Source organism: Streptomyces sp. NPDC001549 (genome assembly GCF_042894025.1).
In the GTDB taxonomy this organism is placed as follows: domain Bacteria; phylum Actinomycetota; class Actinomycetes; order Streptomycetales; family Streptomycetaceae; genus Streptomyces; species Streptomyces kutzneri.
Window position 1 is genome coordinate 164006 of sequence record NZ_JBIAVJ010000020.1, and the last position, 25447, is coordinate 189452.

Consider the following 25447-nt stretch of genomic DNA (forward strand, 5'->3'; position numbering starts at 1 on the left):
TGCCGTGCACGGAAACCACACCGCACCTGCCGCGGTACCACCGCAGGATCTGCTGGACCGGCTGAGCGAAGTACCCGCCGACCGGACCGCTGTGACGGCCGGCGACACGAGCCTGACCTTCGGGGCTCTGCGTGCAGCAGCGGCCCGGGTGGCCACGCGGCTGGCCGATCGCGGCGTGGGGGCGGAGAGCCTGGTGGCGCTGAATCTGCCGCGGGGCGTCGAGTTGGTCATCGCCCTCATCGGCACGCTGACCGCTGGCGCCGCGTACATGCCGGTCGACCCGAGGCTGCCGGCCGACCGGCAACGCGATCTCGTGGAGGACGCCGCGGCGGATCTGGTGATCGTCGCATCCGACTGCGGCTCACCGCCGACCGGCGGCGGTCGCCAGGTGCCGTTCACCGCGCTGACAGCCGTACCGGACGAAGACAGCCGCGGGGACGACCCTTACCGGCCGGTGCCGGTCCGGGCGGAGAATCTCGCGTACGTCATCTACACCTCGGGTTCCACCGGCCGCCCCAAGGGTGTCGAGGTGACCCGCGGCTCGATCTCCGCACTGCTGGCCGAACTGGAGCAGTGGGGGATCGCCCGTCCGGGCCTGGGCCGGGTCGGCTGGAACGCCTCGCCCTCCTTCGACGCGTCGGTCCAGCAGTGGGTCCGTCTGTGCCGGGGCGACACGCTGGTTCTGATTGACGACGAGACCCGCGCGGACCCCGCTCTCCTCGCTCGGCTGATCGAGAAGACCGCCCTCACCGACCTGGACATCACGCCCTCCCATCTCGGTCCGCTCCTGGAGATTCTCGGGCCGCCCGCGCCGGGCGAGGCCGGGGGGAAGGACCCCGCTCTCACGTTGCTGGTCGGCGGTGAGGCCATCGATCCCGCGCTGTGGAGTCGTATCACCGCGCTCGTCGATGAAGGGCGGCTGCGCGCGGTCAACCTCTACGGACCGACGGAATGCACGGTGGATGCGACTGCGGGGTGGATCACGTCCGCCCACGGACCGCACATAGGAACCGTCCTGCCCGGTCTGCGGGCGCGGCTGCTGGACGACCGGCTGCGCCCCGTCGTCGGTGGTGCGGAGGGGGAGCTCTACCTGACGGGCCCAAGGGTGGGCCGGGGGTATCGCGGACGCCCCGACCTCACGGCGGACCGGTTCGTCGCCGACGTGAAGGCGCCCGGGCAGCGGATGTACCGGACCGGCGACCGTTGCCGGAGCCTGCCCGACGGCCGGTTGGAATACCTCGGGCGGGCCGACGGCCAGGTCAAACTTCGCGGTCACCGGATCGAGCTCAACGAGATCGAATCGGTCATGGCCCGTCATCCGGGGCTGAACGGAGTCGCCGTGACGTACCGGGACGACCTCCCCGGCGGAGCCGGGCTCGTCGCCTACTACCGTGCGGGCAACGCGGTCGACGAGACGGCACTCCGCGCTCATCTGGAGGAACGGCTTCCGGCATACATGGTGCCGACGACCCTCATACAGGTGAGCACGTTCCCCGTCACCGCCAACGGCAAGCTCGACCGAGGCGCACTGCCGTTGCCCGATCCTGCAGTCACTCGACCGGACAGCACTCGGCTGGACGGGCCCATGGAAGAACTCATCGCGCGAGTCTGGTCACAGGTTCTGGGCGTCCCGCACATCAGCTCGGACGATAACTTCTTCAAGCTCGGCGGCCATTCGCTGTTGGCCATCAGGCTGGTCGCCCAGGTCCGCGCCGAGCTGGGGCTGCGCCTGCCGATCAAGACCGTGTATGCCACGCCGCGGCTGAATGACCTCGCGCGGCAGATCGATTCCCTGGTACATGAGCAGTCACTCGGGTGAATGGTGAGGATCATCGGATCGCCGGCTGATGTGTGTCGTTGACTGATGCCCAGTGGGCACGCATCGAGCCGTTGCTGCCGGACCGGGCACCTCGGCGGGGTGGGCGGCGGCGGGATCACCGGCAGGTGATCCACGTGATCGCGTTCAAGTACCGCACCGGCACGCCGTGTACGGACCTCCCTGAGCAGTTCGGCTCGTGGAAGGGCGCCCACAACCGGCTGCGGGTCCGGGCCGTCGACGGCACCTGGGCGAAGGTGTTCGCGGCCCTCCTCGCCCAGGCCGACGCCGAAGGCGACCTGGACTGGGTCGTCGCGGTCGATTCCACGATCGTGAGAGCACATCGGCACGCTGCCGGGGCCCGTCAAAAAGGGCCCCGGCCGGCGAGCCGACCGACCACGCCCTCGGACGGTCCCGCGGCGGTCCGACAACCAAAATCCATCGCGCGGCCGACGGCCGCTGCCAGCCGCTCGCATTCGCCATCACGCCTGGGCAGGCCGACGACGCACCGGTATTCGAACAGGTCATCGCCCGGATCCGGGAGCCCCGGTCGGTCGACAGACCTCGGACCACACCAGCCGCTGTCCTCGCCAACAGGACCGCGTCCGGTCCGGCGGCGGCGGCACGGCTGACCGCGGCGGTCGCGGAGGCCGCCGAGCTCACATTCTGACCCAGGGACCGCGAGGAGGCTGTCCGCCGGGTTCATGGGCGTGTGCGCCGCGGCGGTGGAAGCGTTGAGCTGTGTCGGAGGGATCTCAAGCACCCAGAACCTCGTATTGTGCCGTCTGACTGGCTTGGTCGAGCGCGAGAGATGGTGCCGAGGAAGGCTGCCTGCCACATCGAGGGCGACCAGGACATCCAGGCCGTCGCCCGGACCCTCTCCCGGCAGGGAGGGAACTGACGATGTCGGCTTCCGCTGGCTCTCCCTCACCTACTGGGTGAATCGGCCCCTGCGGCGCTTGACGGTCCTGAACATCAGCTGGCTCGGACAGCCTCCGGAAACCAGGAAGAACCGTGCGTCGAGTCACGGTTTCCGTCACGACGCCCGTTTATCAGGAAAACTGCCCGTAACCGCTCTCCCTGTGGTTACTGTCTGCGCTCATGCGGTTTCTGCACACTTCGGACTGGCACCTGGGCCGCCGGTTCCACACAGAAGACCTGATCCCCGCCCAGGGTGCCTTCCTCGACCACCTGGTCGACACCGCCCAGGCGGAGGACGTCGACGCGATCCTTGTGGCAGGCGACATCTACGACAGAGCCATTCCCAGCCTGGATGCCGTGCGCCTGTTCAACCGCGCTCTGCACCAACTCGCCGACCTCGATGTGCCGATCATCATGATCAGCGGAAACCACGACTCCGCGCACCGCCTCGGCGTCGGATCCGGCCTTCTCGCCCGTGCCGGGATCCACTTGCGGACCGACCCGGACACCTGCGACATCCCGGTCGTCCTCGAAGACGCCGACGGCCCCGTCGCCGTGTACGGCATCCCCTACCTCGAGCCGTCAATGGTCCGCGACCGCCTGGAAGCCGAAGCCGTCTCCCACCGCGCAGTACTGACCGCAGCCCTGGACCGCATCCACGCCGACCTCACCAACCACCAGTTGCCCGGTACCCGGTCAGTGGTCCTCGCGCACGCCTTCGTCACCTCCGGCACCGGACAGCCCGAGGAACGCGATCAGAGCGAAGAGTCCACCAGCGAACGCGAAATCGCCGTGGGCGGTGTCGCCCACGTAGGCGCCGACGTCTTCGACGGGATCGACTACGTGGCCCTGGGCCACCTCCACGGCCCCCAGCGCGTCACCGACCGCATCCACTACAGCGGCTCCCCGCTGGCCTACTCCTTCTCCGAAGCCCGCCACACCAAGTCGACCACCCTGGTCGACCTCACCCCCAATGCCGTTCCCGCCCTCACCCGCCAGCCCTGCCCTGTGCCTCTCCGCCTGGAACGTGTGTCCGGCTTCATGGAAGACCTCCTGACCAATCCCGACCACGAGCCGCTGAAGGATGCCTGGCTCGAGGTCACCCTCACCGACACGGCCCTGCCCTTCGAGGCCATGGCCCGCCTGCGCCGCCGCTTCCCCCACACCGCCAGCCTCAAGCACAAGCCCGCCTTCATCCCCTCCCAGGCCACGAACACCCCCACTTACAGTCAGCGCATCCGGGGCCGCGGCGACCTCGACATCGCCAGCGATTTCATCAGCAGCATGCGCGGAACCGACCCCACACCGGACGAACATGCTCTGCTGCAGCAGGCCGTCGAAGCCTCCCGCCTGAACGAGCAGCAGAAGGAAACCGTCTGACATGCGCTTGCACACCCTGCGCCTGCAGGCATTCGGATCCTTCGCCAGCACCCACACCATCGACTTCGACGCACTTTCCACCGACGGCCTGTTCCTCCTGCACGGCGACACCGGAGCGGGCAAGAGCACCATCTTCGCGGCCATCTGTTTCGCTCTCTACGGCAAACCACCGGGCGACCGCGACCTGCTGCTGCGCAGCCACCACGCTCCCGCCGGCCTCCTGACCGAAGTCACCCTCGAGGCCACTCTTGCAGGACGCCGCCTGCGCATCGACCGGATCCCTGCCCAGATGCGCCCCAAGCGATCCGGTGAAGGCGAGACCTCCCAGAAAGCAGAAACCCGGCTCAGCGAATGGGCCGTCGACGCCGACGGCCAGGGCCGCTGGGAACCTTCCAGTAAGTCCCACCAAGAGGCAGCCGTCGAGGTCACTGACCTGCTGGGCATGAGCCGGGAGCAGTTCTGCCAGGTCGTCCTGCTGCCGCAGAACGAATTCACCAAATTCCTCCACGCCGACGCCCACGGCCGACGAGAACTCCTCGGCAAGCTCTTCCGCACCGGTCGCTTCTCCTTCATCGAGCGCTGGCTGAACGACCACAGCCGCACCACCGAGAAGAACCGAAACGCCGCCCGCGCCGACGTGCTGCGCCTAGCCGAACGTATCCACCAGGCCGCCGGACCCGACCTGGAAACCGAGTACACGGCGCCCGCCCCCGACGACCCGAACACGCTCACCGAGCCCGCCCGCGCCTGGGCCCAGGATCTCCTCCGCGTCAGCCACACCGACCACGCCAGGACACTCCAAGCAGCCACAACGGCCAAGGAGAACCTGGTCAGACAGCAGACCTTCGAAGCCGCGGCCCGCGAACTCCACCAGCAGCAAACCACCTACACCAGCGCCCGGCAGCGACTCGACCTGCTCCAGGAACAGACACCGCACCAGGACACACTCATCCAGCGCCGCGACCAGGCCCGCCGCGCCCAACAGGCAGCACCGCTGCTGCACGCCGCGGACACCGCCGCAGACGACCACACCCGTGCCCAGAGCGTTGAACGCAGCGCCCGCGAGCGCCTGTTGCCCGAACACAAGCACCTTGACGCCAGCCGGCTGGAAACCGCCGAGCATCGTCTTCGCGCCGAAGCTGCCGTCCTGACCGCCCTCACCCCCGAAGAAGACACCGTCCGCCGGCTGACCACCGAGCTGGAGCGCACCGACGCCGACCGGCAGGACTTCGCCACCCAGCAACGCACAGCCCAGGACTGGCTCGAAGCCGAGCCCGCCCGGCGCGGCACCCTCGAAGCCCGGCGAGAAGCCGCCCGCCAGGCCGAAGAACAGAGCCGCCGCCACCAGACCGCCCTCGCCGGCCTCAAAACCCGCCTCGAAGCCGCCAGGCGCCGCGACACCCATCGCGCCAAGGCCACCAAGGCCGAACAGCAGCTGGCCGATGCAGAAGCGGTCACCAGCCAGACCGGCCAGAACTACCTGACCATCCGCCGCCGGCGCACCGAAGGCATGGCCGCCGAACTCGCCGCCACCCTCACCGACGGCACGCCCTGCCCGGTCTGCGGATCCTGTAACCACCCGGCGCCCGCCGCTGCCCAGGACGGGCAGCCCACACGCCAGGACGAGCAGGACGCGGAAGCCCTCCACGAGCAGGCCAAGACCACCCAGAAAGCCGCCGCGGCCGTGCTGCACGGGCTCCGCGAACAGGCTGCCACCGCCGCCGGTGAAGCCGGCGACACCCCCCTGACCGACCTCCAGACCCAGCACACCACGCTCACCACGGAGTTGACCGACGCCCTGGACCACGCTGCAGACCAGGGCACCGTCCAAGAAGAACTCCTCGCACTCGACGGCGAGCACACGGCCCAGACCCAGCAACACAGCACCGCCACGGCCGGCCTGTCCGCCCGCAACGCCCACTACGACACCCTCACCCAGCAGCACACCGAGCTGACGGCCAAGCTCACCGCAGCCCGCGGCACCTATCCCACGGTCGCCGCCCACGCCGACGACCTCACCCGCACCGCCGACCGCCTCAAGGAGACCGCCGAGGCCTCCCGCACCCTCGCCGCCGTCGTCCAGACCCTCACGCACCGCACCGACCAGGCCACCCTCGCCGCCAAGGACCAGGGCTTCGACACCCTGGAACTCGCCCAGCAGGCCCTGCTCAGCGACGAAGACCTGTGCGCAATAGAAGAAGAGATCACTCAGTGGCGCGAGGCATGTGCCGCGCACACCGCAGTCCTGGACAACCCGGCACTGCAGCAGGCCGCCGCACAGCCTTCCGCCGGCCTTGACGCCGCCACGGCTGCAAGGGCCGCCGCGGATGACCAGCATGCCAAGGCCGTTTCCGCCGCCAGCGCAGCCCACACCCGCAGCCAGGCCCTCACCGCCCTTACCGCCGACCTCGCCGCCGCCATCCAGCGCCTGCAACCGCTCGAGCAGGCGCACCTCACCACCCGCCACCTGGCCGAACTCGTCACCGGCAACTCACCCAGCGCCCGGGTGCGCATGCAGCTGGAGGCCTACGTCCTGGCAGCCCGCCTCGAAGAAGTCGTCACCGCCGCCAACACCCGCCTGCAGATCATGTCCGAAGGCCGCTACACCCTCTCCCACTCCGATCACCAAGCCGCCCGCGGCGCCCGCTCGGGCCTCGGACTGGAGATCACCGACTCCTGGACCGGCCGTCCCCGCAAGACCGACACGCTCTCCGGCGGCGAATCCTTCTTCGCCTCCCTGTCCCTCGCCCTTGGCCTGGCCGACGTCGTCACCCACGAAGCCGGCGGCAACCCCCTGGACACTCTCTTCATCGATGAAGGCTTCGGCACTCTCGACGAAGACACCCTCCACAAGGTCCTCGATGTCCTGGACTCCCTGAGTGCCCACGACCGCACCGTCGGCGTCATCAGCCACGTCCCCGAACTGCGCCGCCGCATCACTCACCGCCTGCACGTCCGTAAAAGCCCCGCTGGATCCACCCTCGCCCACCTGACCGAAGCAGCCGAATAGCCTGCATCCTGACAGGGCGGGGCGCCTTGCCCCGCCCCCTAGTCCAGCCGACCTCCACGGAGCAGCACACCTTCATGGCTTCCGAAATCGAGCTGCGGCCCCACCAGAAGGAAGCCGTCGCCGCCGCGACCGCCACGTTCCGCGATCACGCCCGCGCGAGCGTGATCGCGGCCTGCGGCACCGGCAAGACCCTCATCGCCGCCCGTACCACCGCCCGCATTGCCCCCCGTGGCCGTGTGCTGGTGCTGCTGCCGACACTGGACCTGCTCTCTCAGACAGCCAGATCCTGGCAAGCTGCAGGACGCCGAGGCCGGACGGTTGCGGTCTGCTCGGCACGCCAGGCCGTCGATCACCCGTCGGCCGGCGACCTCCCCATGACCACGTCCCCGGCCGAACTCACCGTCCTTACCCCGGCCGACGGCGGACCGGTTACCGTCTACGCGACCTACGCCTCGCTGCCCACCGTCATCACCGCCCACCGCGAACACCACCTGCTGCCCTGGGATCTGGTCGTGGTCGACGAGGCCCACCGCACCGCAGGCCGACTCGGCAAGGCCTGGGCCGCCATCCACCACGATGACCAGATCCCCGCCGCCCGCCGCCTCTACCTCACCGCGACGCCCCGCGTCTGGGACCCCGACAACGACCGACCCGAGGACCCCGTCGCCTCCATGGACGACGAGAGCCTTTTCGGCCCCGTCGCGTACCGACTGACCCTCTCCGACGCCATCGACCTCGGTCTCCTCGCCGACTACCAGATCCTCGTCCCCGTCGTCGACGACACCGACCTGCGCGACTGGCTGGCCACCGGGCCCGGAGCCGGAGCCGACGGCCTACGCCTCGCCGGCCGTCAGGTCGCCGTCTTGCGAGCCATTCATGACCACCGGTTGCGCAGGGTCCTGACCTTCCATCACCGCGTTGCCGACGCGCGCGCCTTCGCGGCCACCCTGTCCGACACCGCGGCCGCTCTCCCCGTCCACCTCCAGCCCGACGGCCTGTGGTCACAGTGGATCAGCGGCACCCACCCGCCCCGCGTCCGCCGCCGCATTCTCCTCGACTTCGCCGCCCACACCCACCCCGACCAGCCCGCCGTCCTCGCGAACGCCCGGGTACTGGGAGAAGGCATCGACGTCCCCTCCATCGACGCCGTCGTCTTCGCCGATCCCAAGAACAGTCCCGTCGACACCGTCCAGGCCGTCGGCCGGGCCTTGCGCCAGACCCCCGGAGCGGGCAAGAAAGCCACCCTGATCGTCCCCGTCTACCTCACCCCCGACGAAGACCCCGACGACCTCCTCGGCGCCGACGCCTACACCCCGCTGTGGCGCACCATCCAGGCCCTGCGCGCCCACGACGACCGGCTCACCGCCCGCCTCGCCGACCCACGCACCCACCGCCCCACCCTCGGCGACGAAGATCCCGGCCACTGGCTCCACTTCGACCGCCCCACCCGCGAGGAGGAGGTCGCCCTCGCCCTCACCCTGCGCGTCCTGGCCCCCAAGAGCGCCGAATGGCGCCGCGGACTGACCGCCGCCCGCCGCTACCACCGCACCCACCACCACCTCGACGTCCCCCAGACCCACGAGGACGACACCGGCTATCCGCTGGGCCGCTGGCTCACCTGGCAACGCCACCTCCGCAACCAGCACGCCCTCGATCCCGCCCGGGCCCGGGCCCTCGAACACCTCGGAATCATCTGGGACCCCCGCCGGCAGGCGTGGGAGCGTGGCCTCGCCCACGCCACCGCCTACGCCACCGCCAACGGGCACCTAGCCGTCCCCGTTGGCCACCGTGACGACGGCTTCGCCCTCGGCCGCTGGCTGGCAACCCAGCGCGCCAACGCCGACCACCTCACTTCCGAACGCGCCAAAGCCATGCATGACCTCGACCCGTGGTGGAACCCGCCCTGGCCCCTGACCTGGCAACGCACCTACCAAGCCGCCCGCCGCCACCATGAGGCCGGCCACCCCCTCCGTGACCTGCCACGCTCCTATGTCACCGACGACGGAGACCGCCTGGGGGAGTGGCTCCACACCCAAAACGCCCGCCCCGAGACCCTCCACACCGGACAGCACCGCCTGCTCGCCGACCTCGGCCTCCACCTCACACCCCAGGCATCCGCCGCGGACAGACCTGCAACCAGGAGCGGATGGGACCGGGGTCTGGCCGCGGCCCGCCTGTTCCACGCCCGCGAGCACCACCTCGATGTCCCCCAACGCCACACCGAGGACCTCGACGGCGACCCAGTACGCCTCGGGCAGTGGATCAGCAACGCCCGCCGCAGAAAGAACACCATGCCCTCCGAGCGGATCGCCGTCCTGGACACCCTGGGTATGCGCTGGCCCTCCTGATCGTCGGCCGAACCCGGCATAACCGGCGAGGCTCCATGCCCAGGACGACATGGAGAGCGCGCGAGCACGACCAGGAGTTCTGTGATTGGGCAGGAGCCTGGGGCAGCGCCGGCCGACCCTGGCTTCGCTCACCTGCTGTGGGTGGGCTACCGGTTGCTGTGCTTGGCTGCCTCCCCTAACCCCGGCGAGGAGAGGCAGCCGCTGCCAGGATTCGACCAGCACGAACGCCAGCTGGCGGAAGCCCCGTCTGTACCGGCTGGCCGAAGACGGGACACTCAACACAAGTGCTTCTCGGGCGCCGGCTGCATCCATCATCGAGGCCCGCTCGACGCCTACCCGTTTACGGCACTTCCTGAGTGCGAGGGCGGCTATCTCTGTTCGCCTCCTGAGTTCATCCGCTGGTGGAGTTCTGCAGCCGCTACCCACTGGTGTCCGAGAGCCCGAATGCGCTGCCCTGCTGTGTGGACACTGGCAGTGCAGCGGTAGCGCTGCCCAGCGCGTTGGAGTACTCCGATCCGGTCAGAGGCCAAAAACTCAAGGGCTTCTACGACCGTGCCCTCTCCGACGCGGTACCCGCGGGTCCGAAGCTCGCGTCGGACCGAGGTGAGATCGAGCCAGCCCCCCTCCTCAAACGGGTCCTCTGCTTCCACATTCAGGACGTCGACGAGCGCGTATTCGAGCTGACCGCGGAGTTCCTGGGCCGCCCAGTACCCGTGCATGGTCTCTCCGCGCTGAGCTGCACGCAGGGCTGGGTCGACGAGGGGCGCCAGTTGGATCAAGGTGAGCGGCGTCTGTTCCTGGCGGCGTACGACTTCGGCCAGTAGGTCGGTGTAGATGACGGCGATGGCGGGGTCGTCGTCGGCTTCCTTGAGCATGCGGCGTTCGAATCCCGGGCCGATGAGGAGGTGAACATGTGCCCCGATCTCCGCTCGGTGTTCCGCCAACCCGAACAACGACTGATCCGCAACGCGGCCGGTGGCCGACGTCTTCGCCTCGACGGCCAGGATCTGTGAGTCCGCGCCCACACCGAATCGCACATGACCGTCCACCGCTCCGTTGCCGCCCACATGCTTGCCTGGCATGCCCAGGTAACCCAACGCGACGACGGCGGCCTTCTCCAGACGCTCGGGGTTCGCACTGTCCCGTGCGGCACTCTCCAGCTCCGCCGCGATGTCCGCCCCCAGCGAGTTGGACTGCTGAGTGTTGCCGGAGGGGCTGCCACCGTGGTGGTGCTCGACGTCGCCGTCGGCTGGCGCGCGAGATACGGCGTCGTACGGGGGGACGCAGGGCAGCGACTCCTTCAATGCTCGCCCGAGAGCCGTCGTACGGTAAGTGGTCTGGGAGAGCCGGGTGACGAGGCGACAGGCCTCCAGGAGGTTCAGACGGGTGTTGACCGCGCTCCGAGACAGCGGCTTGCCACGGTTGGGGAGGTAGTGCGTGCTGCGTTCCGCCAGCACGCCGGTCGTCAGGGGAACCGCCCTGTCAAGCTCGCCCAGTAGTTCACCGAAGAAGGCGATGGCAGTGTGAACGGTGCGCGCAAGGTCCAGCGGTTCGCTCGACTCGACCCAAGCACGGGCGGCCGGCGTGGCCGTCCATGTCTCTGACGATGTCCGTTGAATGAGTCCGAGAGCCTTCAGAGTGTCCTTGGCGGTGCGTGCCGTGGCTGTCGTTCGGGCCTTGGGGAAGGTGTCCTGCACGAACCGCACGAAGTCCGCGTCACTGATTGACGGTATGGCCGCCTCAGTGAGCACCTGAAGTGCATCGAGAGTGCCGCCGTTGGCAGAGGTCCCCGGAACGTAGAGATTCGCGCCGTCTGCCCTCTCCCTGAGACCAGCCTCGTCGAGCTGTTCGATGAGGCTGGCGACGGCTCTGGCAGCCGGGGCGAGCTGTACGACCGTGCCGGTGCTCTCAGACTCGGGCCTTCCCAACGCCATGTCCGCCAAGACGCCGCGGCCGGCGTCCGTCAGGTGGACATGGCGGTCGAAGAGTTCGACCATCCCCGTGACTGCGAGCCACGTCGTTCGATCACGTACAGGGGCCGGGGTGTCCCACCGTAGGTCGAACTCTTCACTGGCCAGGTTGAGGAGTTGCTCATGTGTGCGAGGCCCGGAGGCAAGGGCGTCCATGGCTTCGCCCACGAACCTGACGTTGCAGTGGAGTGCTTCCACCAACACGGCCGGGTCGCCACTTTGATGCCAGGTGAGGGCTGCGGTGCCCGGCAGGAACGCCGGACCCTCGCGCGAGAGCAGTCCGGCTCGAACGAGCCGCTGAAGTTGGTGTCGGTTGAGTCCACCGGTCTCAGGCAACGTCGCTTGATCACTGGAACCCGGCCCCCTGTCGGTGGACAGCTCTTCGATCAGCGCTCGGAGTGTGCTGAGCCATGAGGACCGCGGGCCCGGCAGCACGGGCATCCCTGTTGACCGTTCCGCCCATGCCCGGGGGTAAATGAGATCTCCCATGGCCGCGCACACTACCCACGTTGCAGCGGCCATGTCTCGATCTTTGGAAGAATTGCTTACAGGCATGGTGAATGTCATTTGCTGTATCGCGTCGGCTTGGGTTCCCCTCCGAACTTATCCCCGACCGTCCACTGATCGGGGATCTCCCGAGCTGGTGGGGGCTTCGCCTCGCCGGCCGACGGCCCTCGGCTGGGTCGACACGGCTCAACCCGGTCGCGGAGGTCGTTGAGGAGGACAGACAGGAGGGCTTCCTCGTGGACGGCGATTCCGTACTCCCGCATCCGGGTCTCCAAGGAGGCGTCCCACTCGGTCGCGACGGCGTCGCCGTGCAACGGGAGCCGGGCGGTTTCTGCGCTGTGGGAGAGGGCCCATAGGTAGTCGTCGCCACTCATACGCCAGGGGTGGGCACCGCCGGAGATGACACGCGAGGCGATCGCGATACCGGGCCAGTCGAAGTCCCCGTGATACAGAATGCGGGCGCCGTCGCCCTGCAGACGCTCCAGCAGCCGCCACCCTGCATGGGACGGGTTGCCGGAGGTGCAGACCAGCGCCCCGGGGATGCCGTGCCGGGCCGCTGCCTGGAGGAGTTGGGGGTTCTCACAGACGTGGACCGGCTCGCCGGGCCGGGCCAGGGCCGTAGCGGCCACGGGGGAGCGGAGCTCGGCCCAGGTCAGGTGCGTGGGCAGATTGAGGTCGGCGCGAGCACGCAGCATCACCGGCCAGGGATCGCCTCCTGCGGGGCGCAGCCCCAGCGTCAAAACGGTGCCCGAGACCTCGTCGGGGCTGACCCCTGCCGTCTCCCACAGACGGCGTCTGCCGCCGGCGTCGGCGGGCAGCCCCTGACCGGTGGCGGCGGCGATGGCACGCAGCACGAGGCCGCCTGCCAGGTGGCCGTCGTCCAGGCCGTGGGCGTCCCCGGTGGTCCGCGCGGCAAGCTCGGCGATCTCGACGCTCATGAGCGGACCAGCGGGCGGATCGGGTCCGTTCAGGCGCACTGCCAGGCAGGCCACGGCACGGACCGCCCCTTCCAGGGCGCCCAGAGCGATCTCGGGCCCAGCACGCGCCAGGAGCCCACTGGAGCGAATGTCCTCTCCCCACAATGCGGCCCAGGGCCGAGAAGCCAGCCCCGCATCCTCCAGCACCTCCTCGAAACGGGTCCACACCAACGCCCACGCCGTGTGACGCCCCGCCCTGACAGCCCGGCGGTCGGTGAGAGCACCGCCGGTGAGATCGGCGACCGCGGTGATCAGACCGCACTGCGCCCTGGACGAGCGCAGAGCCTCGTCGAGCGCTCGCAGCGGCACCCGGACTCTGCCAGGAGCGACCGCGTTGCCCAGCAGACCTGCCAGCCGGCGTGCGCCTTCCTCGCCGAGGTCGATGGTCACCGAGCCGCCCACGGTCAGGGCCCGCTGCTCCAGCCGGGCCCTGACCGTCGCCCACAGCGGAGCGAGGCCAGGACTGGCGAGATAGCCGCGGACGGGTTCGGGCACACCGGTCACGGGGCGGCCCGCAGATGTCGACTGTGGCCGTCCCAGTGCACGTGAGTGGTGACGGCAGCACTGCCTTCCCGGCGCCTCACCTCGTAGGTGTCCACGGCGGGCACCTGCGGGAAGCACCCCCACAGGGAATGCCCGGTCATGACGAAGTCGAGGTCCAGGCGCACGAGGAGGTCGAGCAGTTCACCGATGGTGGGGGAGTCGACCTTCGCGAAGGCGTCGTCGAGGAGGATGACGCGCAGCGCGTGACGGGTGTCGGGAAGCCCGGACAGGTAGGCGTCGGCCGCGGCGAACAGCGCGACGTAGGAGACGAACCGGGTCTCTCCCTGGGAGAGCTTCGCCCGCCGGGTGATCTTCCTTTCCCTACCCGGTTCGGGGCCGGTGATGAAGACGTCCATGGTGTGCCAGGTCCGGTAGTCCAGCGCCGCCCGCAGGTGGGTGGTGTAGCCGGCGGCCGGATCCTGCACAAACCGCTCCTCCACCTTGGCCCGCAGCAGCGAGATGAGCTCGTCCGCCTGGTCCTGCCGCATCACCACCGGGTCCAACCCCACCAGATCGGTGATCCTCTTGTCCGGCCCGTGCGGATCACTGAGGGACCAGGCGACCCGCACACCGATGCCGTGGCTGGTGGAGATTGATGCAAGCGAGGAGTTCATGGCCTTGACCAGCCGGCCTGCCTGGGTGATGCGGTCGGCGAGTTCCTGGGCGACTCCACCGAGCACGAAGTCCTCGAAGGCCGCGCGCTCCCGGTCGGTCAGTGCCATCCGTCCGCGGTCACGCAGCTGCGTCAGAGCGGACGCGGCGTCGTTGATGTGGCTGCGGCCGGTGGCGTCGCACAACTCCACGACGTGAACCTGGTCCTCGTCGACGCTGGAGACGATGTCGAACACCCCCACCAGAGCCCGCTCCAGGGCCGACACAGCACGCAGCACCGTGGTGGCATCGGCCGGCCCCTTGACCGGCACAAGCCCCGCCTCCACCTCCTCGGCGACACGCAGGACCTCGGCCGATTCCACCCGCTCCACCGGCACCCGCACAGGGGAGACCTCAACGCCGCGGGCACAGGCCAAAGACGGATGCCCGGCCAGCCTCAGCAAGGTCTGCACAGCACGTTCCAAAGCACCCCCCGCAGCACGGGCATGCTCTGCCCCGGCCCGCGCCTGAGCCTCCGCCGTGGCGCTCCGTCCCGCCAGCTCGGTGAGCTCACGGGTCACACCGGCCAGGGATGCCTTCGTCTCGACGTGCGCCTGCTGCGCCTGGGACAACTGCGTAAGGATCTCCTCGGGGGAGGCGCCCAGGCTCTCGCGGAGCGCGGCCAGCGCGGCGTTCTCGCCCGACCACCCCAGCCAGGCGACCGACGCGTCATGCTCGGCCTGCCGCCGCACCGCCCGCGCTCCGACCGCCTTCTCCACTGCCCCGCCATAACGGCGGAGCTGCTCGACGACTACAGCGGCCGCCCGCCCCAGATCCTGGCAACCGGCCATCACCGCGCCCGCCGACGCATGCACTTTCAGCAGCTCCTCCCCGCTGTCCGGCAGTCCCAATGCTGCGCAGGCCTCACGATGGGAGGCCTGCGCGGCTGCCAGGTCCCGCCGCTGCTGGGCGGCCTCGGCAGCCAGCCGGGCACCGTGCAGCCGGACACGCTCCGCCGCCGCCCTGGCTGCGGCCGTCTCACGCCGCGCCGCAGCCAGAGCCAGGGCCCGCGGCGCACCGGCCACTTGGGCTTCCAGACCGGAACGGGTGTCCTCCAGATCCCTCAGCGCCCGCTCCCGGCCGTCGGCCGCCTCCTCGCACTCGGCCAGCTCGCACCCGATCTCCTCCAGGCGGGCCGCCCGCGACGCGGCCCGGGCAGCCGCACCGATGTACCGGGGGCTCGCGCCGGGGTTCAGACAGCCGTTCAAGGGGCCGTTGCCCCAGGTACCGTCGGCTGCGATCCACGTGGGATGGCCCGACGCCTCGCCCAGTGCGATCCGGTCGAGCACTGCCAGCACGCGTTCGGCAGGCACCTCACAGTCGGCTGCCACGACCAGGGCCCGCCGGGCGGAACGCAGCACCGCAGGCCCCCGCGGAGCCAGGAGCACCTGCCCGTCCGCAGCGCGCACCGTGCTGTCCGCGCACAGACGTCCGGTGAGCAGCCCGCTCGACAGCAGGGCGGCCTCCAGCCCGGCTTGCTCCTGCTCGGACAGGGACGGCGCGAAGTCGACCGCCTGCCACAGGACGATGCCCTCCGGCTGGTCGGGGGAAAGCCATGAGGGGGTCGGCGGGGCCAGGTTCCCATCCGCCTGCAGGGCCTCGGCCTCATGGCGAAGCAGACGCATCCGCCGGGCTTCGGTCTCCTGCTCGGCGTGGACAGCCGCCGCCTGCGCGGCGTGACGCTCACGCACCGCACGTGCCGCGGTGCCCGCCGCCGCGTCCAGTGCGGCCAGCGCCCGCTCCGTTTCGACGCCGTCCCCCTCGCCGCCGTCTCCGGTCAGCGCACCAGGGTCGGCCAGGAGCGGGCCGATCGCGGTGGCCGTCCAGTCCACGGGGCCCAGCGTGTCGCGGGTCTGCGGCGCGCGGGTCCACTCGGCCCAGGCCTGCGCCAGATCCAGCGCTGCCTCGTCACGCCTCCCGGCCGCATCCCGCGCCTCCTGCTCCGAGGCCACCGCCTGCGCCGCGGCGTCCTTGGCACGGTCCTCCTCCGCCCGAACCCGTTGCTCCCGCAGGACCAGCTCCGACACATCCTTGTGGTGGGCCACGGCCTGATCGCGCCGTGTCCGGGCAGCCGTGCTCACCGAGGTCGCGGTCTCGCGCACCTGCCCACACCGCTTGGCCAACTCGTCCGCCCCCGGGTGCAGCCCGACGGGCAGCGGCCGGGTGACGGCACTCGGATCGACCAGCCTGGAGATCCGAACAGGCTCTGACGACGAGCGCGCCTGTTCCGTCACCACGGCGAGCCGGGACGCCACAGGAATCCGCAGCCGGGCACCGTCCAGATCCGCCCGCACATCAGCCAGCCGCTGGTCGACCTCCCGCGAGGCAGACGCAAGGTCACCGACGACAAGGTCGGCTGCCTCCACCGCTACACGCTCTGCCTGCCGGGCGGCCGCGGCGCTCGCCAGCGACACGTCCGCGGCTGAGGCCAGCGCGTCCAACCGCCCCTGACGCTCATCGAGTTCCCGCGCCGCGCCGTAGGCACGGGACTCCTTGATCCCCGTGATCGTCGCCGACAACTCCTCGCTGTACGCATCCAGTTCCTCCCGTCGCTCCGCCGCAACGCCGCGCAGATCCTCCAGCCGTGAGTGTTCCGCACTCAGGCGGGCCGCTTCCCGCACACAGGTCTCCGCCTCCCGGGCGGCCGTCCTCGCCTCGGCCACGCGCCGGCTGAGGACGCCCACCGCATAGCGGGTGTAGACATCGAGGAACTCACCCACGTGACGGCACGCGTTCTCCAGCCGGGCCTGTGCGGTGCGGGTGGCGTCGAGACCGTCGAGTTTCTCCCCGGCCGCGGCAAGTGCCTTTTCGGCCAGCGGGGGCAGAGCCTCGGAGAGGATCCGGGGCAGGCCGCCCTCGTCGATGCGGTTGCCCACGTCGGGGGAGCGCAGCGTGTGCAGGAGTTGCAACAGCCCTGCGAACCGTTCCCGCCCCACCGGCCCCGACAGCCCGAAGACCGCCTGCCCTACCCGGTCACGGTGCACTGTCGCCTGTTCGGTGATCCTGTCCTCGCCGACCAGTTCCTCCAGCCGGTCCTTCGACAGGGGCGCACGGTCGGCACCCAACAGCACGAGTTCCTCATCGACCCGCAGCGGCGTGATGAAATACCAGACCTTCACCTCACGGGCGCTGCGCGAGTACCGCACTGCCGCCCCGACCGTCAGGTGTGCTTGCCGCCGCCCGGAGGCGACTGCGACCGCATCGTCCTCGTCGTCGGGGTCCAGATCGCGTACGAGTTCCAACCACACGTAGCCGAACCGGTTGCCCTGGCCGTCACCGCCCGCGTCCATGAGTTCCTCGAGGCGAACCTTGCCCGACCCGGTGGCGTCCAGCCGGCGCCGGTCGGCGTCGAGCACGAAGGGCAGCAACACCTCCAGGGCACGGCTCTTGCCCGATCCGTTGGTCCCGCGCAGGATCAGTCGGCCCCCGGACAGGTCGAATCGCTGGTCGTAGTAGTACCAAACGTTCAGGATGCCGGCCCGGTGCAACCGCCATCGCAACGGGTGACGCGACGGCGCACCCCCACCGGCCTCAGGACGCCGCGGCAGAGGTACAGCGATATTGGTGCTCACAGGTCTTCCTCCTCGGACACGGTGTCTGCGGCACTACTGGGAGAACCGGCACCCTGCTTAGGGGCACCGCGCGGCACCCGTCGCGGCTCGGGCCGGTAGCGGGCGGCGGCGGGGTGGACGACCACGCCCTGGTCGTCCGTCTCGACCAGCGACACCGACTCCAGCAGGCCCACCACCTCGCTGCGCAACCGGCCGAGGTCGCCGACGTACTCGGCTGCCCAGGCCTTCTTGTACCGGCCGACCAGAGAGGACAGCTCCGTGTCCACGGCCTCCCAGCTACAGTCCAGCCCGGCCACCGTCCGGCCGCCCACGCGCGACTGCTGACCTGCACTGGGACGCCCGATGTCCAGCAAGGCGTCGATGAGCAGCAAGGCGGCCTGCCGCACCGTGCCCGCGCCGGGGAACTCGACGTCGCTCAGATCCCCGTCCACGTCGAAGGCCAGCGCACCCTCAAGACGGACCTCCACACTGAGCCCGAAGTTCTCCTCCAACTGCCGTGTCAGATCCGCTCGTTCCCTCGACAGCACATCGCGCTCGGCCTCGCTGAGGTCTTCCCGGCGCACCAGCGGGTTCTCCACCAGCTTGCGGCGCAGCGACCGCCGGGGCTCCTCCCCGGCCGGCTCCTGAGACCACAGCCCGGACACATCCACAGCTCCTGGGGGGAGCCGGCGAACCAGAAGATGAGGCAGTACAGGCCTGTTGATCGTCAAAAGGGCCTCATCGCTGCTTTCCCGCCAGGCCCCCACCGTGCCGTCGGTCTCCTGGATCACCCCCCATGCCACCAGAACGCCCAGAACGTGCGCCAGGCGCCGGTGCCCGGCCCTGTCGTCGGCGATCGGCACAGAGGCCGCCGCAGCATCCGCACGAATCTGCTCCACCAGCCCGGAGATGAGGATCTGCTCACCGGTGCCGGGCGCGAGCAACGCGGCACAGGCGAGGCAGAACAACGGATAAGCCGCAGAGTCCAAGACCCCCTTCTTCCCCGTCCGCACCCACCGCACGGGACCTTCCTCAGGACCCAGCGGCGTCTTCGACAACCGTGCGAAGCCCGACTCGACCACGAGCCGATACCCCAACAGCCGGAAGAAGGTCTGCATGAGCGCGGGAACGTGCCGGTGCACCAGTGCCAGCTCCTGCGGATGACGCTCAGCGGTCAGCACCGGGGACTGCAGCAACGCGCGAGCGGCCTCTCTGCGCTCCGCAGCGGCGTGCGCAGCCGTGGACGGCGACGGCCGCCACGCAGGCATGTCGAACTGGTTCACATTCCCTCCCCTGAGGCCTCGGGCCGACCGCCTGAATCCGCGATCGTCTGGCCGTCTGCGGCCTCCCCAACAGCGGCCACAGGCCGCACCGACAGGACGAGGCAGAGGAAGACGGCCCGGCCTCCGTCCAGGACCACGGTGGTCGCCTCAGCCCCCTCGACGGCGTGCAACACCAGCCCCAGATCCAGGTCACGGACCTCCGCGGCCTCAAGCTCCTGATGCACTGCCAACAGGTCCCCGAACAGACGCAGCAGGAGCAGGAACGCATCCCATGACAGCTGCGCACCATTGAGGGCACCAGCCTGGACCAGCTCCGCCCCGGCGGCCCGCCGCCCGGCATCCTCCAGCTCCGCCTGAGCCAGCTGCTCCCTCGTCTCCTGTTCGATTCGCGGGACCCGGGCAGTAGAGCCCGAGGCCGCCCGCGAGCCGCGTTCCCGCAGAGCCACCGGGACCTCGACAGGTTCGCAATCCCACCACGACACGGCAGGCGCGACCCGCGACACGGACTCCGCCAGCCCCAGCCCCAGATGCCGTGCCGCATGACACCCGAACGCCGCTGTGAAGGCCCGGTGTGCCATCCCCCCCTCAGCACCGTGCAGCAGGCCCGCCAGGCGGAGCAGGTCCGCCCGCCGGGACGCACCCGTGCCGGCTGACGCAAGCATCCGCCGCGCATTGGTGATCAGCTGGCCCAGCGCCGTCTCTGCCGCGCCGCGTAGCTGGGAAGGGCCTGACTGCCCGCCGCCCCCGCTGTACCAGGCCGACAGCTCGAGCCAGTCCTCCCGCCTGCGCCCGGGCAGCCGTTCACCGGCCGACCCGTCCGCGTTGACCAGGGTCGGCAGCGTCCCCAGGACAGCCGTCACCTTCTCCACGACAGGAAGCAGTCGGCCCAGGCGTTCGACGATCACAGGTGCGTGCCGCGCCACATCGGACCCGAGCAGGTCGACGTACTCCAGCAGCAAGTGCTTGAAAACGGCGTACTCGTCGCCCGCGAGGTCGTACCGCGTCAGCACCGACCCCAGGTAGACGTAGAAGTCTCGGGTGCTCTCCGTGAAAAGCCGCTGGTTGCTGAAGACCGTGGTGACGTCGGCGGCCAGCGCTTCAGCATCGACCACTCCCGGGGCCAGGATGCGGGCCAGGATCCGGTCGAGGAGCTCGACGGTGTGGCCGAGCAGCTCGCGGGCCACTTCTCGGACCCCGTCGACGGCTCGAAGGATTTCCCGTACCTGCCGGTGCAGGCGGCCTCCGAGCGGGGTCAGCTGATACCGCGTCTGGGCATGGACGTATTCCGCGATCGTCGGTACACGGGGGTCGTGCACGGAGCGCATGAGGTTGCCCCACTGCACCAGTTGCCGGCACCGGTCCTGTACCAGGTCAACCGGCAGGTGGACCGGCAGGTCTCTCCTGCCGAGCTGAGCCCGAGTGTCGGAGGTCGTGAGGTCCGCCAGCAGAGTGGCACAGAACACGTCCATGATCGCGATGTATTCAAGGGCGTTGTCCGCGGTCAGGTACCGGTACAGGTCCAGTCGACCGGTCGGGGGGAGAGGGGAAGTGTCGTCGTAGTCAAAGGCCACGCCAGCCTCGCGGGGGTCGCATGCTCGGCCGCCCTGCTTGATCGCACGGAGCCACTGCGGAAGCTAGCTGGCACGACCCGCCCCGACCCGATACGCCCTTAAATGATCGAGAAAGGCCTAAAAAAGAGACCCTACTTTCCCTCTCGATAGGGAAATATCGGAACTTAAGTGCAATACATTCGCTTAGTGGTTTAAATCCCGCTAGTAGTCAGAGAGAGCAGAAACCTCAAAAGCCCCACGAGAAGTCAGGCGAACCTGTAGGTGACACCCACGCAGAGTCCGCAAAGATCCGGGTTACTGCCCAGCGGACAGACGTCGGCTCAGGGCCTTGCCGTGAGGGCTCCTCGAACTGGCGGAGCCCCACTGGGCAGGGACCCACCACCGCCTAGACCACCTCGCAGACGCCACCCCTACTTCCGACGGAAACGGCGTAGCCCAGCTGCCCCAAAATCCCCATCGACGCAAGGTCATGCAACCCGGACCGGTATATTCCGATAAGTCAACAGACCGACAAACGCATCGGTTTCGTTCTCGGGTACGGCGAGGGCGGCCAGGCGGCGGGCACGGGTGACGGCGACATACCAGACGCGCAACAGCTCATTCGTTGCCGGGTCTTCGGTGGCCCAGCGCTGCGCACTTCCAGAATCGGGCAGCAACAGCAGGACGCCGTCCGCTTCATCGCCTTTGAGCTGGTGCACGATGTTGGTACGCACGCCAGTGGAAACCACAGGCCTCGCCGTCGCCGGCTGTCCGGCCAAGCGACCCTTGGCGCCTTGCGGAGCTGCCCCCTCCAGGGGCGGCCAGGCTTTCATGGCCTGCCACACCTCGGAGCTCCACTCGCGGTGAGGCGCAGGAAGGCTGTGGAGAAAGGCGAAGGCGGTGCGGTTGGCCTGGCTGACCGGCAGCCGGTGGGCGGCGCAGATGCGATCCGGTCCGCCGGCTTCTTCGGGGAACCAGTACCCGAACAAGGCGCGCACGGCAATGTCACAGGCCCGGGTGAGGTCGTCGCTGGAGGCACCGGGAGTGTGGGCGACGGTACGGGCCCAGGCCAGTCGGGTGATGGTGTTGGTGTTGGGCCGCTCCCGGGTGATGCCGGGCAGAGTCGCGTACTTGTAGGCGGTCACCAGGCAGCCCTCGGCCTGGATGCCGTATTCCTGCGCGATCGTGCGGAAGACGTCGACGATCCCAGTGCCGGTCGGAGCATGCAGGTGACGGCTGCCGGCGGCCGCGAACCGGGTGGGCAACAGGACGATGGGGGCATCCTCACCTTGCAGCACAGATGTATCCGGCGGACGCTGTCCCGCGCGCAGGGTGGCGGCCAGACGGCAGATAGCAGGGGAGCTGCGCCAGTTTCCGGTCAGCCGGTGCGGAGCGGATGACAGCCTGGCCGCGAATGTCTCCAACGCTGCCGGTTCGGCCCCTCGCCATGCGTAGATGGCCTGATCGGGGTCACCGACCAGGACCAGAGGCAGGCCAGCGTCGTGCAGCAACTGGAGGATTGCCAGGTCTGCGGTGGAGCAGTCCTGGGCCTCATCGACGATCACCTCCGCGAAGCGGGAGCGCAGTGGTGGCAGCAGCCGTTCGGAGGCGACGGGGTTCCGCAGGTTCCACAAGGCCAGAACCCGCACCTCGTGCCCGGTGAAATAGCCCTGCCTGCACCAAGAATCGCGGGTAGCGAGAATTCTCTGCCGCCATGACTCACGGCTGTAGACACTGCCGCCGAGGGTGCGCGTCGTGTCGTAGCTGAGTTTGTCCCAGGCGACCTCCTCCTGCGCCGAATCCGGGTCCAGAGTCATAGGGAAACGGTGCAGAGAGATCTCCCGATCCACCTCCTGAACAGGCGCCTTGACACTCGCCCACGACTCCAGCAGACGCGCCACGGGCTGCGCGGCACGCCGCGGCTTGACCAGGAACTCCCACAGGAAGGAGTCGAGCGTTCCGATGAAGTGAGGGGCCTGGACTAGGTCGGCGCGGCCGGCCTGGCGGCAGCGGAGGGCCATCTGGTCCCGAGCCACCCGCGTGAACGAGATCAATGCCCGTCCCTGCCGCAGCAGCTGCGCTGGCGCCTGCAGATGCCGGGCAGTGATCACATGAGTCTTGCCCGCGCCCGGACAGGCGGGCACGTAGGCAGGCGCCGGGGCGTCGATGGCAGCCTGCTGCTGGGCCTCTGCACCGGCCCGCAGGTCGGCCGGCTCCGAGGAAACAGTCACGACGCGGTCACCGTCTTGGCGGAGTCCAGGGCCGTGATGAAGACGATGGCGTCCGCGAGGTAGTCCGGCACCGTGAAGGGCACTGCCGGATCAGCGAGGACATCGGCGAGTTCCTGAGCGAACCGCCCTTTGGAGACTTTGGTCCCTTTGGCGAGTTCGCCGTCCGTGCCGGCGAGAGTCCGGTTGGCCTTGGTGACGAACAGTTCCCCGAACGCCATGGCCGGATCGGCCGCCTGCAGAACCTGCTCCCAGCGTTCCTGCGAGCGCGGTGCGCAGCGCAGGAACGCCGTGCGAAGAGCCTCGACGTTGCCGGCCGACCACAGGGCCGGCTCCAGGGTCCGGGGCGCGGCGGCGAGGTGCAGTGCCCCGGGAGATCCCCAGCGGCGGGGCAGTTCCCGCAGCGAACGCAGCCGGGCCGGCTCGGGCGCCTCAGGTGCTACGTCTGTGTCGGTGATCAGCGCCACCCGCTGGCCCAGACACATGCCATCGACGGGGCCCAGCAGAACCCGCAGGTAGACCTCGAAGCCGACTCCGTCCACGATCACCCGAGTGGTACCGAAGAAGCGCTCCAGTGCCTCGAACGCTGCCCGGGTGGCCTCCGCATCGGCAGCTTCGTCGGCGGCGAGGACCCGTTCGGCCAAGGCAGGCAGCAGCAGAAGCTCGGAGATGCCCTCCACCAGGATCGCCCGTGGGGAGAACAGCAGAGCGCTCTTGGTGGCGTCCAGGTAGCGGTCCAGATGCCGCACCCGATCGTTGCTCAGCTGCAGGCGGGGTATCGGCAGAGGCCGGGCCTGCCAGCCGTCGGACAGGGTAGCCGGACAGCGGGCCATGACCACCAAGTCCTCGACGCTGGCAGCGGAGGACAGGATGGGGGAGTGGGTGGTCACCACCACCTGCAGATGCCCGGCTGGCTCGGCCGGATTGCCCGGCGGCTTGCGGCGTGAGGCGCGCGCACGCCGTTGCAGGTAGCGCAGTAGCAGCGTCTGCAGCTGAGGATGCAGGTGGGCTTCGGGCTCCTCCACCAGCAGCACGGTGAGGTCGGCTTCCGCTGCCGCGTCCAGTTCGGCCATCACGGTGGCAATGAACAGGGTATTGGCGTAGCCCAGTCCCGACGCGGACAGGGGGAAGGGCTTGGCCGCGGTATCGCCCAGCAGCATGCGCAGCGACCGGGCGATCGAAGCGAACGTGGGATCAGCAAGGGCCAGTTCACTCTTCTGCGGATGAGCGCCAGCTGTGAGATCCCTCAGAGGTTCGTTGATCTTTCCGCTGACTGCGGTTACGCCAGGGTCCGCGGCCACCTTCTTCAGCTCTGTACCGATGCGTTCCACAAAGGCGTCGATCTGCGCGTCGTCGCCCAACAGACCGCGCAGGATCATCCGCACCCGGTCACCGCCGGCCGAGGCCAACTCTCGCTCTGCATCTCGCAGCGCGGGCAGGTAGACGTGCCGTACACCGCCCCGCGAAGCAGGCTCGCCCGTGACCGGATGGCCGGCACCCTGCGCCCACGCGGTGCTCCCGCGACGTCCGTTCGCCTGTGGTGGCGTCCAGGAGACCTGCCAGCGTGCGGTGCGACCGGAAGCATTGTCATGAGCCATGGCTTCCAGATAGGCACCGCTCTGCTCGGGGCCGACTTCGGAAAGCTCCAACTGCAGGCAGGGGCCGCCTAGCGCAGCGGTGGGCATGAGGACATCGGCTTCCTCGAAGTACCGGGAACGCCGGCCGTCCAAGGGATCCGTGAGCAGACGTATCCCGTCGATGACTGTTGACTTGCCAGAGTTGTTCTCCCCGACGAGTACGGTCACTTCCGGGCGCAGCGGTATCAGAGCGCGCTCGCAGGACCGGAATCTCTGCACCAACACCTCGGATACATGCATCGGCGCCTCCGTCCCCCTACCAGCCATCAGCGATGATCAACAGATCGTATGCGGAGCGGGCGAGAGATGTACCCGCTCGGCACGGGCTAACGACGTCGCCTTCTTGGCTCGCGCGAGTGTGGTTGACCGGCTCAGAAGCCTTCACCGTCCCACCACTGGACCAGCCGCACTATCGAGATGCGAGCGTCAGCTGTCACAGATGCGACGTCACTCCCCAAGAAGACACACCATCGCTGTGCATCAGGTGCATCTGTCACGTATTTGGGCCGCGTCGGCGGCCCACTTGCTCCACAGCTCTGGGCGGGAGGCTCGGACACCAGAAGAACCGATCAGGAGACGGCAGGGTTGTTCGCTGACGTGATCCATCTGGGGTGAGAGAGGAGGGCCGTAGGCCCCGCCGACATCTGAGGATGTCCCTTTGACAGGAAAACGATCACCGGCACGCCGACCGACCTGTCTCTACTCGGCAGAGGAGAGACGACACCAACTCAAATATCCATGTAACTAAAGAATCTGACATCGACACGAGCTCGGCAGGGTCGGCAACCCCGGCCGTCAGGCCGGGAGGAATCACTTGTATCCCATCTCACCCGTCATGCCGCCAGGCATGACGCACTCCTCCCCACGGGCCGTCAGGCCCGCTTCACACCAACTTGCATGGTGGCCCGTCAGGGCCAACTGGGCTAGCAATCACCAACACCCTGGCCGTCAGGCCAGGAGTCATCACCCATCCCAACCCACAGTCATGCCGTCAGGCATGACGATCCGTCACCTTTCGGGCCGTCAGGCCCGAGTTGGGCCGTCAGGCCCAACATTAGAGCCGTCAGGCTCTCCG

The 25447-nt window shown here is 69.1% G+C and carries 12 protein-coding genes; 5 read left to right on the forward strand and 7 right to left on the reverse strand.

All coding sequences use genetic code 11. The annotated features are described in order from the left end of the window. Positions 1–4: 4 nt before the first annotated feature. The 5 genes from ACFY04_RS28985 to ACFY04_RS29005 all read left to right on the forward strand — a co-directional run bounded on the left by ACFY04_RS28985 (position 5) and on the right by ACFY04_RS29005 (position 9475). Positions 5–1819 carry an amino acid adenylation domain-containing protein gene (locus ACFY04_RS28985; RefSeq protein WP_389121112.1) on the forward strand — a complete coding sequence of 605 codons (1815 nt, stop codon included), beginning with the start codon at positions 5–7 and terminating at the stop codon, positions 1817–1819. Positions 1820–1851: 32 nt separating this feature from the next. Beyond that, positions 1852–2448 carry a transposase gene (locus ACFY04_RS28990; protein WP_389121114.1) on the forward strand — a complete coding sequence of 199 codons (597 nt, stop codon included), beginning with the start codon at positions 1852–1854 and terminating at the stop codon, positions 2446–2448. 469 nt (positions 2449–2917) lie between these two features. Further along, complete coding sequence (locus ACFY04_RS28995; protein ID WP_389121117.1) at positions 2918–4117, forward strand: exonuclease SbcCD subunit D; 1200 nt, start codon at positions 2918–2920, stop codon at positions 4115–4117. Between the two features lies 1 nt (position 4118). Next, positions 4119–7127, forward strand: coding sequence for an AAA family ATPase (locus ACFY04_RS29000; protein ID WP_389121120.1), 3009 nt, complete (start codon positions 4119–4121; stop codon positions 7125–7127). Between the two features lie 74 nt (positions 7128–7201). After that, on the forward strand, positions 7202–9475 hold the full coding sequence (locus tag ACFY04_RS29005) for a Helicase associated domain protein (protein WP_389121123.1): 2274 nt from the start codon (positions 7202–7204) through the stop codon (positions 9473–9475). A 368-nt stretch (positions 9476–9843) separates the two neighbouring features. On the opposite strand, the gene ACFY04_RS29010 is transcribed toward ACFY04_RS29005, so the two are convergent. From ACFY04_RS29010 to ACFY04_RS29040, 7 genes are all read right to left on the reverse strand, one after another. Beyond that, a complete protein-coding gene (locus ACFY04_RS29010; protein WP_389121124.1) occupies positions 9844–11613 on the reverse strand; it encodes a hypothetical protein in 1770 nt (589 codons plus the stop codon). 395 nt (positions 11614–12008) lie between these two features. Next, a complete protein-coding gene (locus tag ACFY04_RS29015; protein ID WP_389121127.1) occupies positions 12009–13424 on the reverse strand; it encodes a TIGR02679 family protein in 1416 nt (471 codons plus the stop codon). A 5-nt stretch (positions 13425–13429) separates the two neighbouring features. After that, positions 13430–17623, reverse strand: a complete 4194-nt coding sequence (locus ACFY04_RS29020; RefSeq protein ID WP_389121129.1) for a TIGR02680 family protein — start codon at positions 17621–17623, stop codon at positions 13430–13432. 68 nt (positions 17624–17691) lie between these two features. Then, a complete protein-coding gene (locus ACFY04_RS29025) occupies positions 17692–18957 on the reverse strand; it encodes a TIGR02678 family protein (RefSeq protein ID WP_389121131.1) in 1266 nt (421 codons plus the stop codon). Beyond that, complete coding sequence (locus ACFY04_RS29030) at positions 18954–20528, reverse strand: DUF2397 domain-containing protein (protein ID WP_389121133.1); 1575 nt, start codon at positions 20526–20528, stop codon at positions 18954–18956. Before ACFY04_RS29030 ends, ACFY04_RS29025 begins: the two co-directional genes overlap by 4 nt. 467 nt (positions 20529–20995) lie before the next feature. Beyond that, positions 20996–22738 (reverse strand): UvrD-helicase domain-containing protein, encoded by a 1743-nt coding sequence (locus ACFY04_RS29035; RefSeq protein WP_389121134.1) that lies wholly within the window; start codon positions 22736–22738, stop codon positions 20996–20998. Next, complete coding sequence (locus tag ACFY04_RS29040) at positions 22735–24612, reverse strand: ATP-dependent endonuclease (protein ID WP_389121136.1); 1878 nt, start codon at positions 24610–24612, stop codon at positions 22735–22737. The genes ACFY04_RS29035 and ACFY04_RS29040 overlap by 4 nt, the downstream gene beginning before the upstream one ends. Positions 24613–25447: the final 835 nt, after the last annotated feature.

What these genes read in the sequence shown, in the direction of transcription:
- ACFY04_RS29040 (WP_389121136.1), bottom strand. Translation starts at nt 24,612, where the DNA reads ATGCATGTATCCGAGGTGTTGGTGCAGAGATTCCGGTCCTGCGAGCGC.
- ACFY04_RS29005 (WP_389121123.1), top strand. Translation starts at nt 7,202, where the DNA reads ATGGCTTCCGAAATCGAGCTGCGGCCCCACCAGAAGGAAGCCGTCGCC.
- ACFY04_RS28995 (WP_389121117.1), top strand. Translation starts at nt 2,918, where the DNA reads ATGCGGTTTCTGCACACTTCGGACTGGCACCTGGGCCGCCGGTTCCAC.
- ACFY04_RS29000 (WP_389121120.1), top strand. Translation starts at nt 4,119, where the DNA reads ATGCGCTTGCACACCCTGCGCCTGCAGGCATTCGGATCCTTCGCCAGC.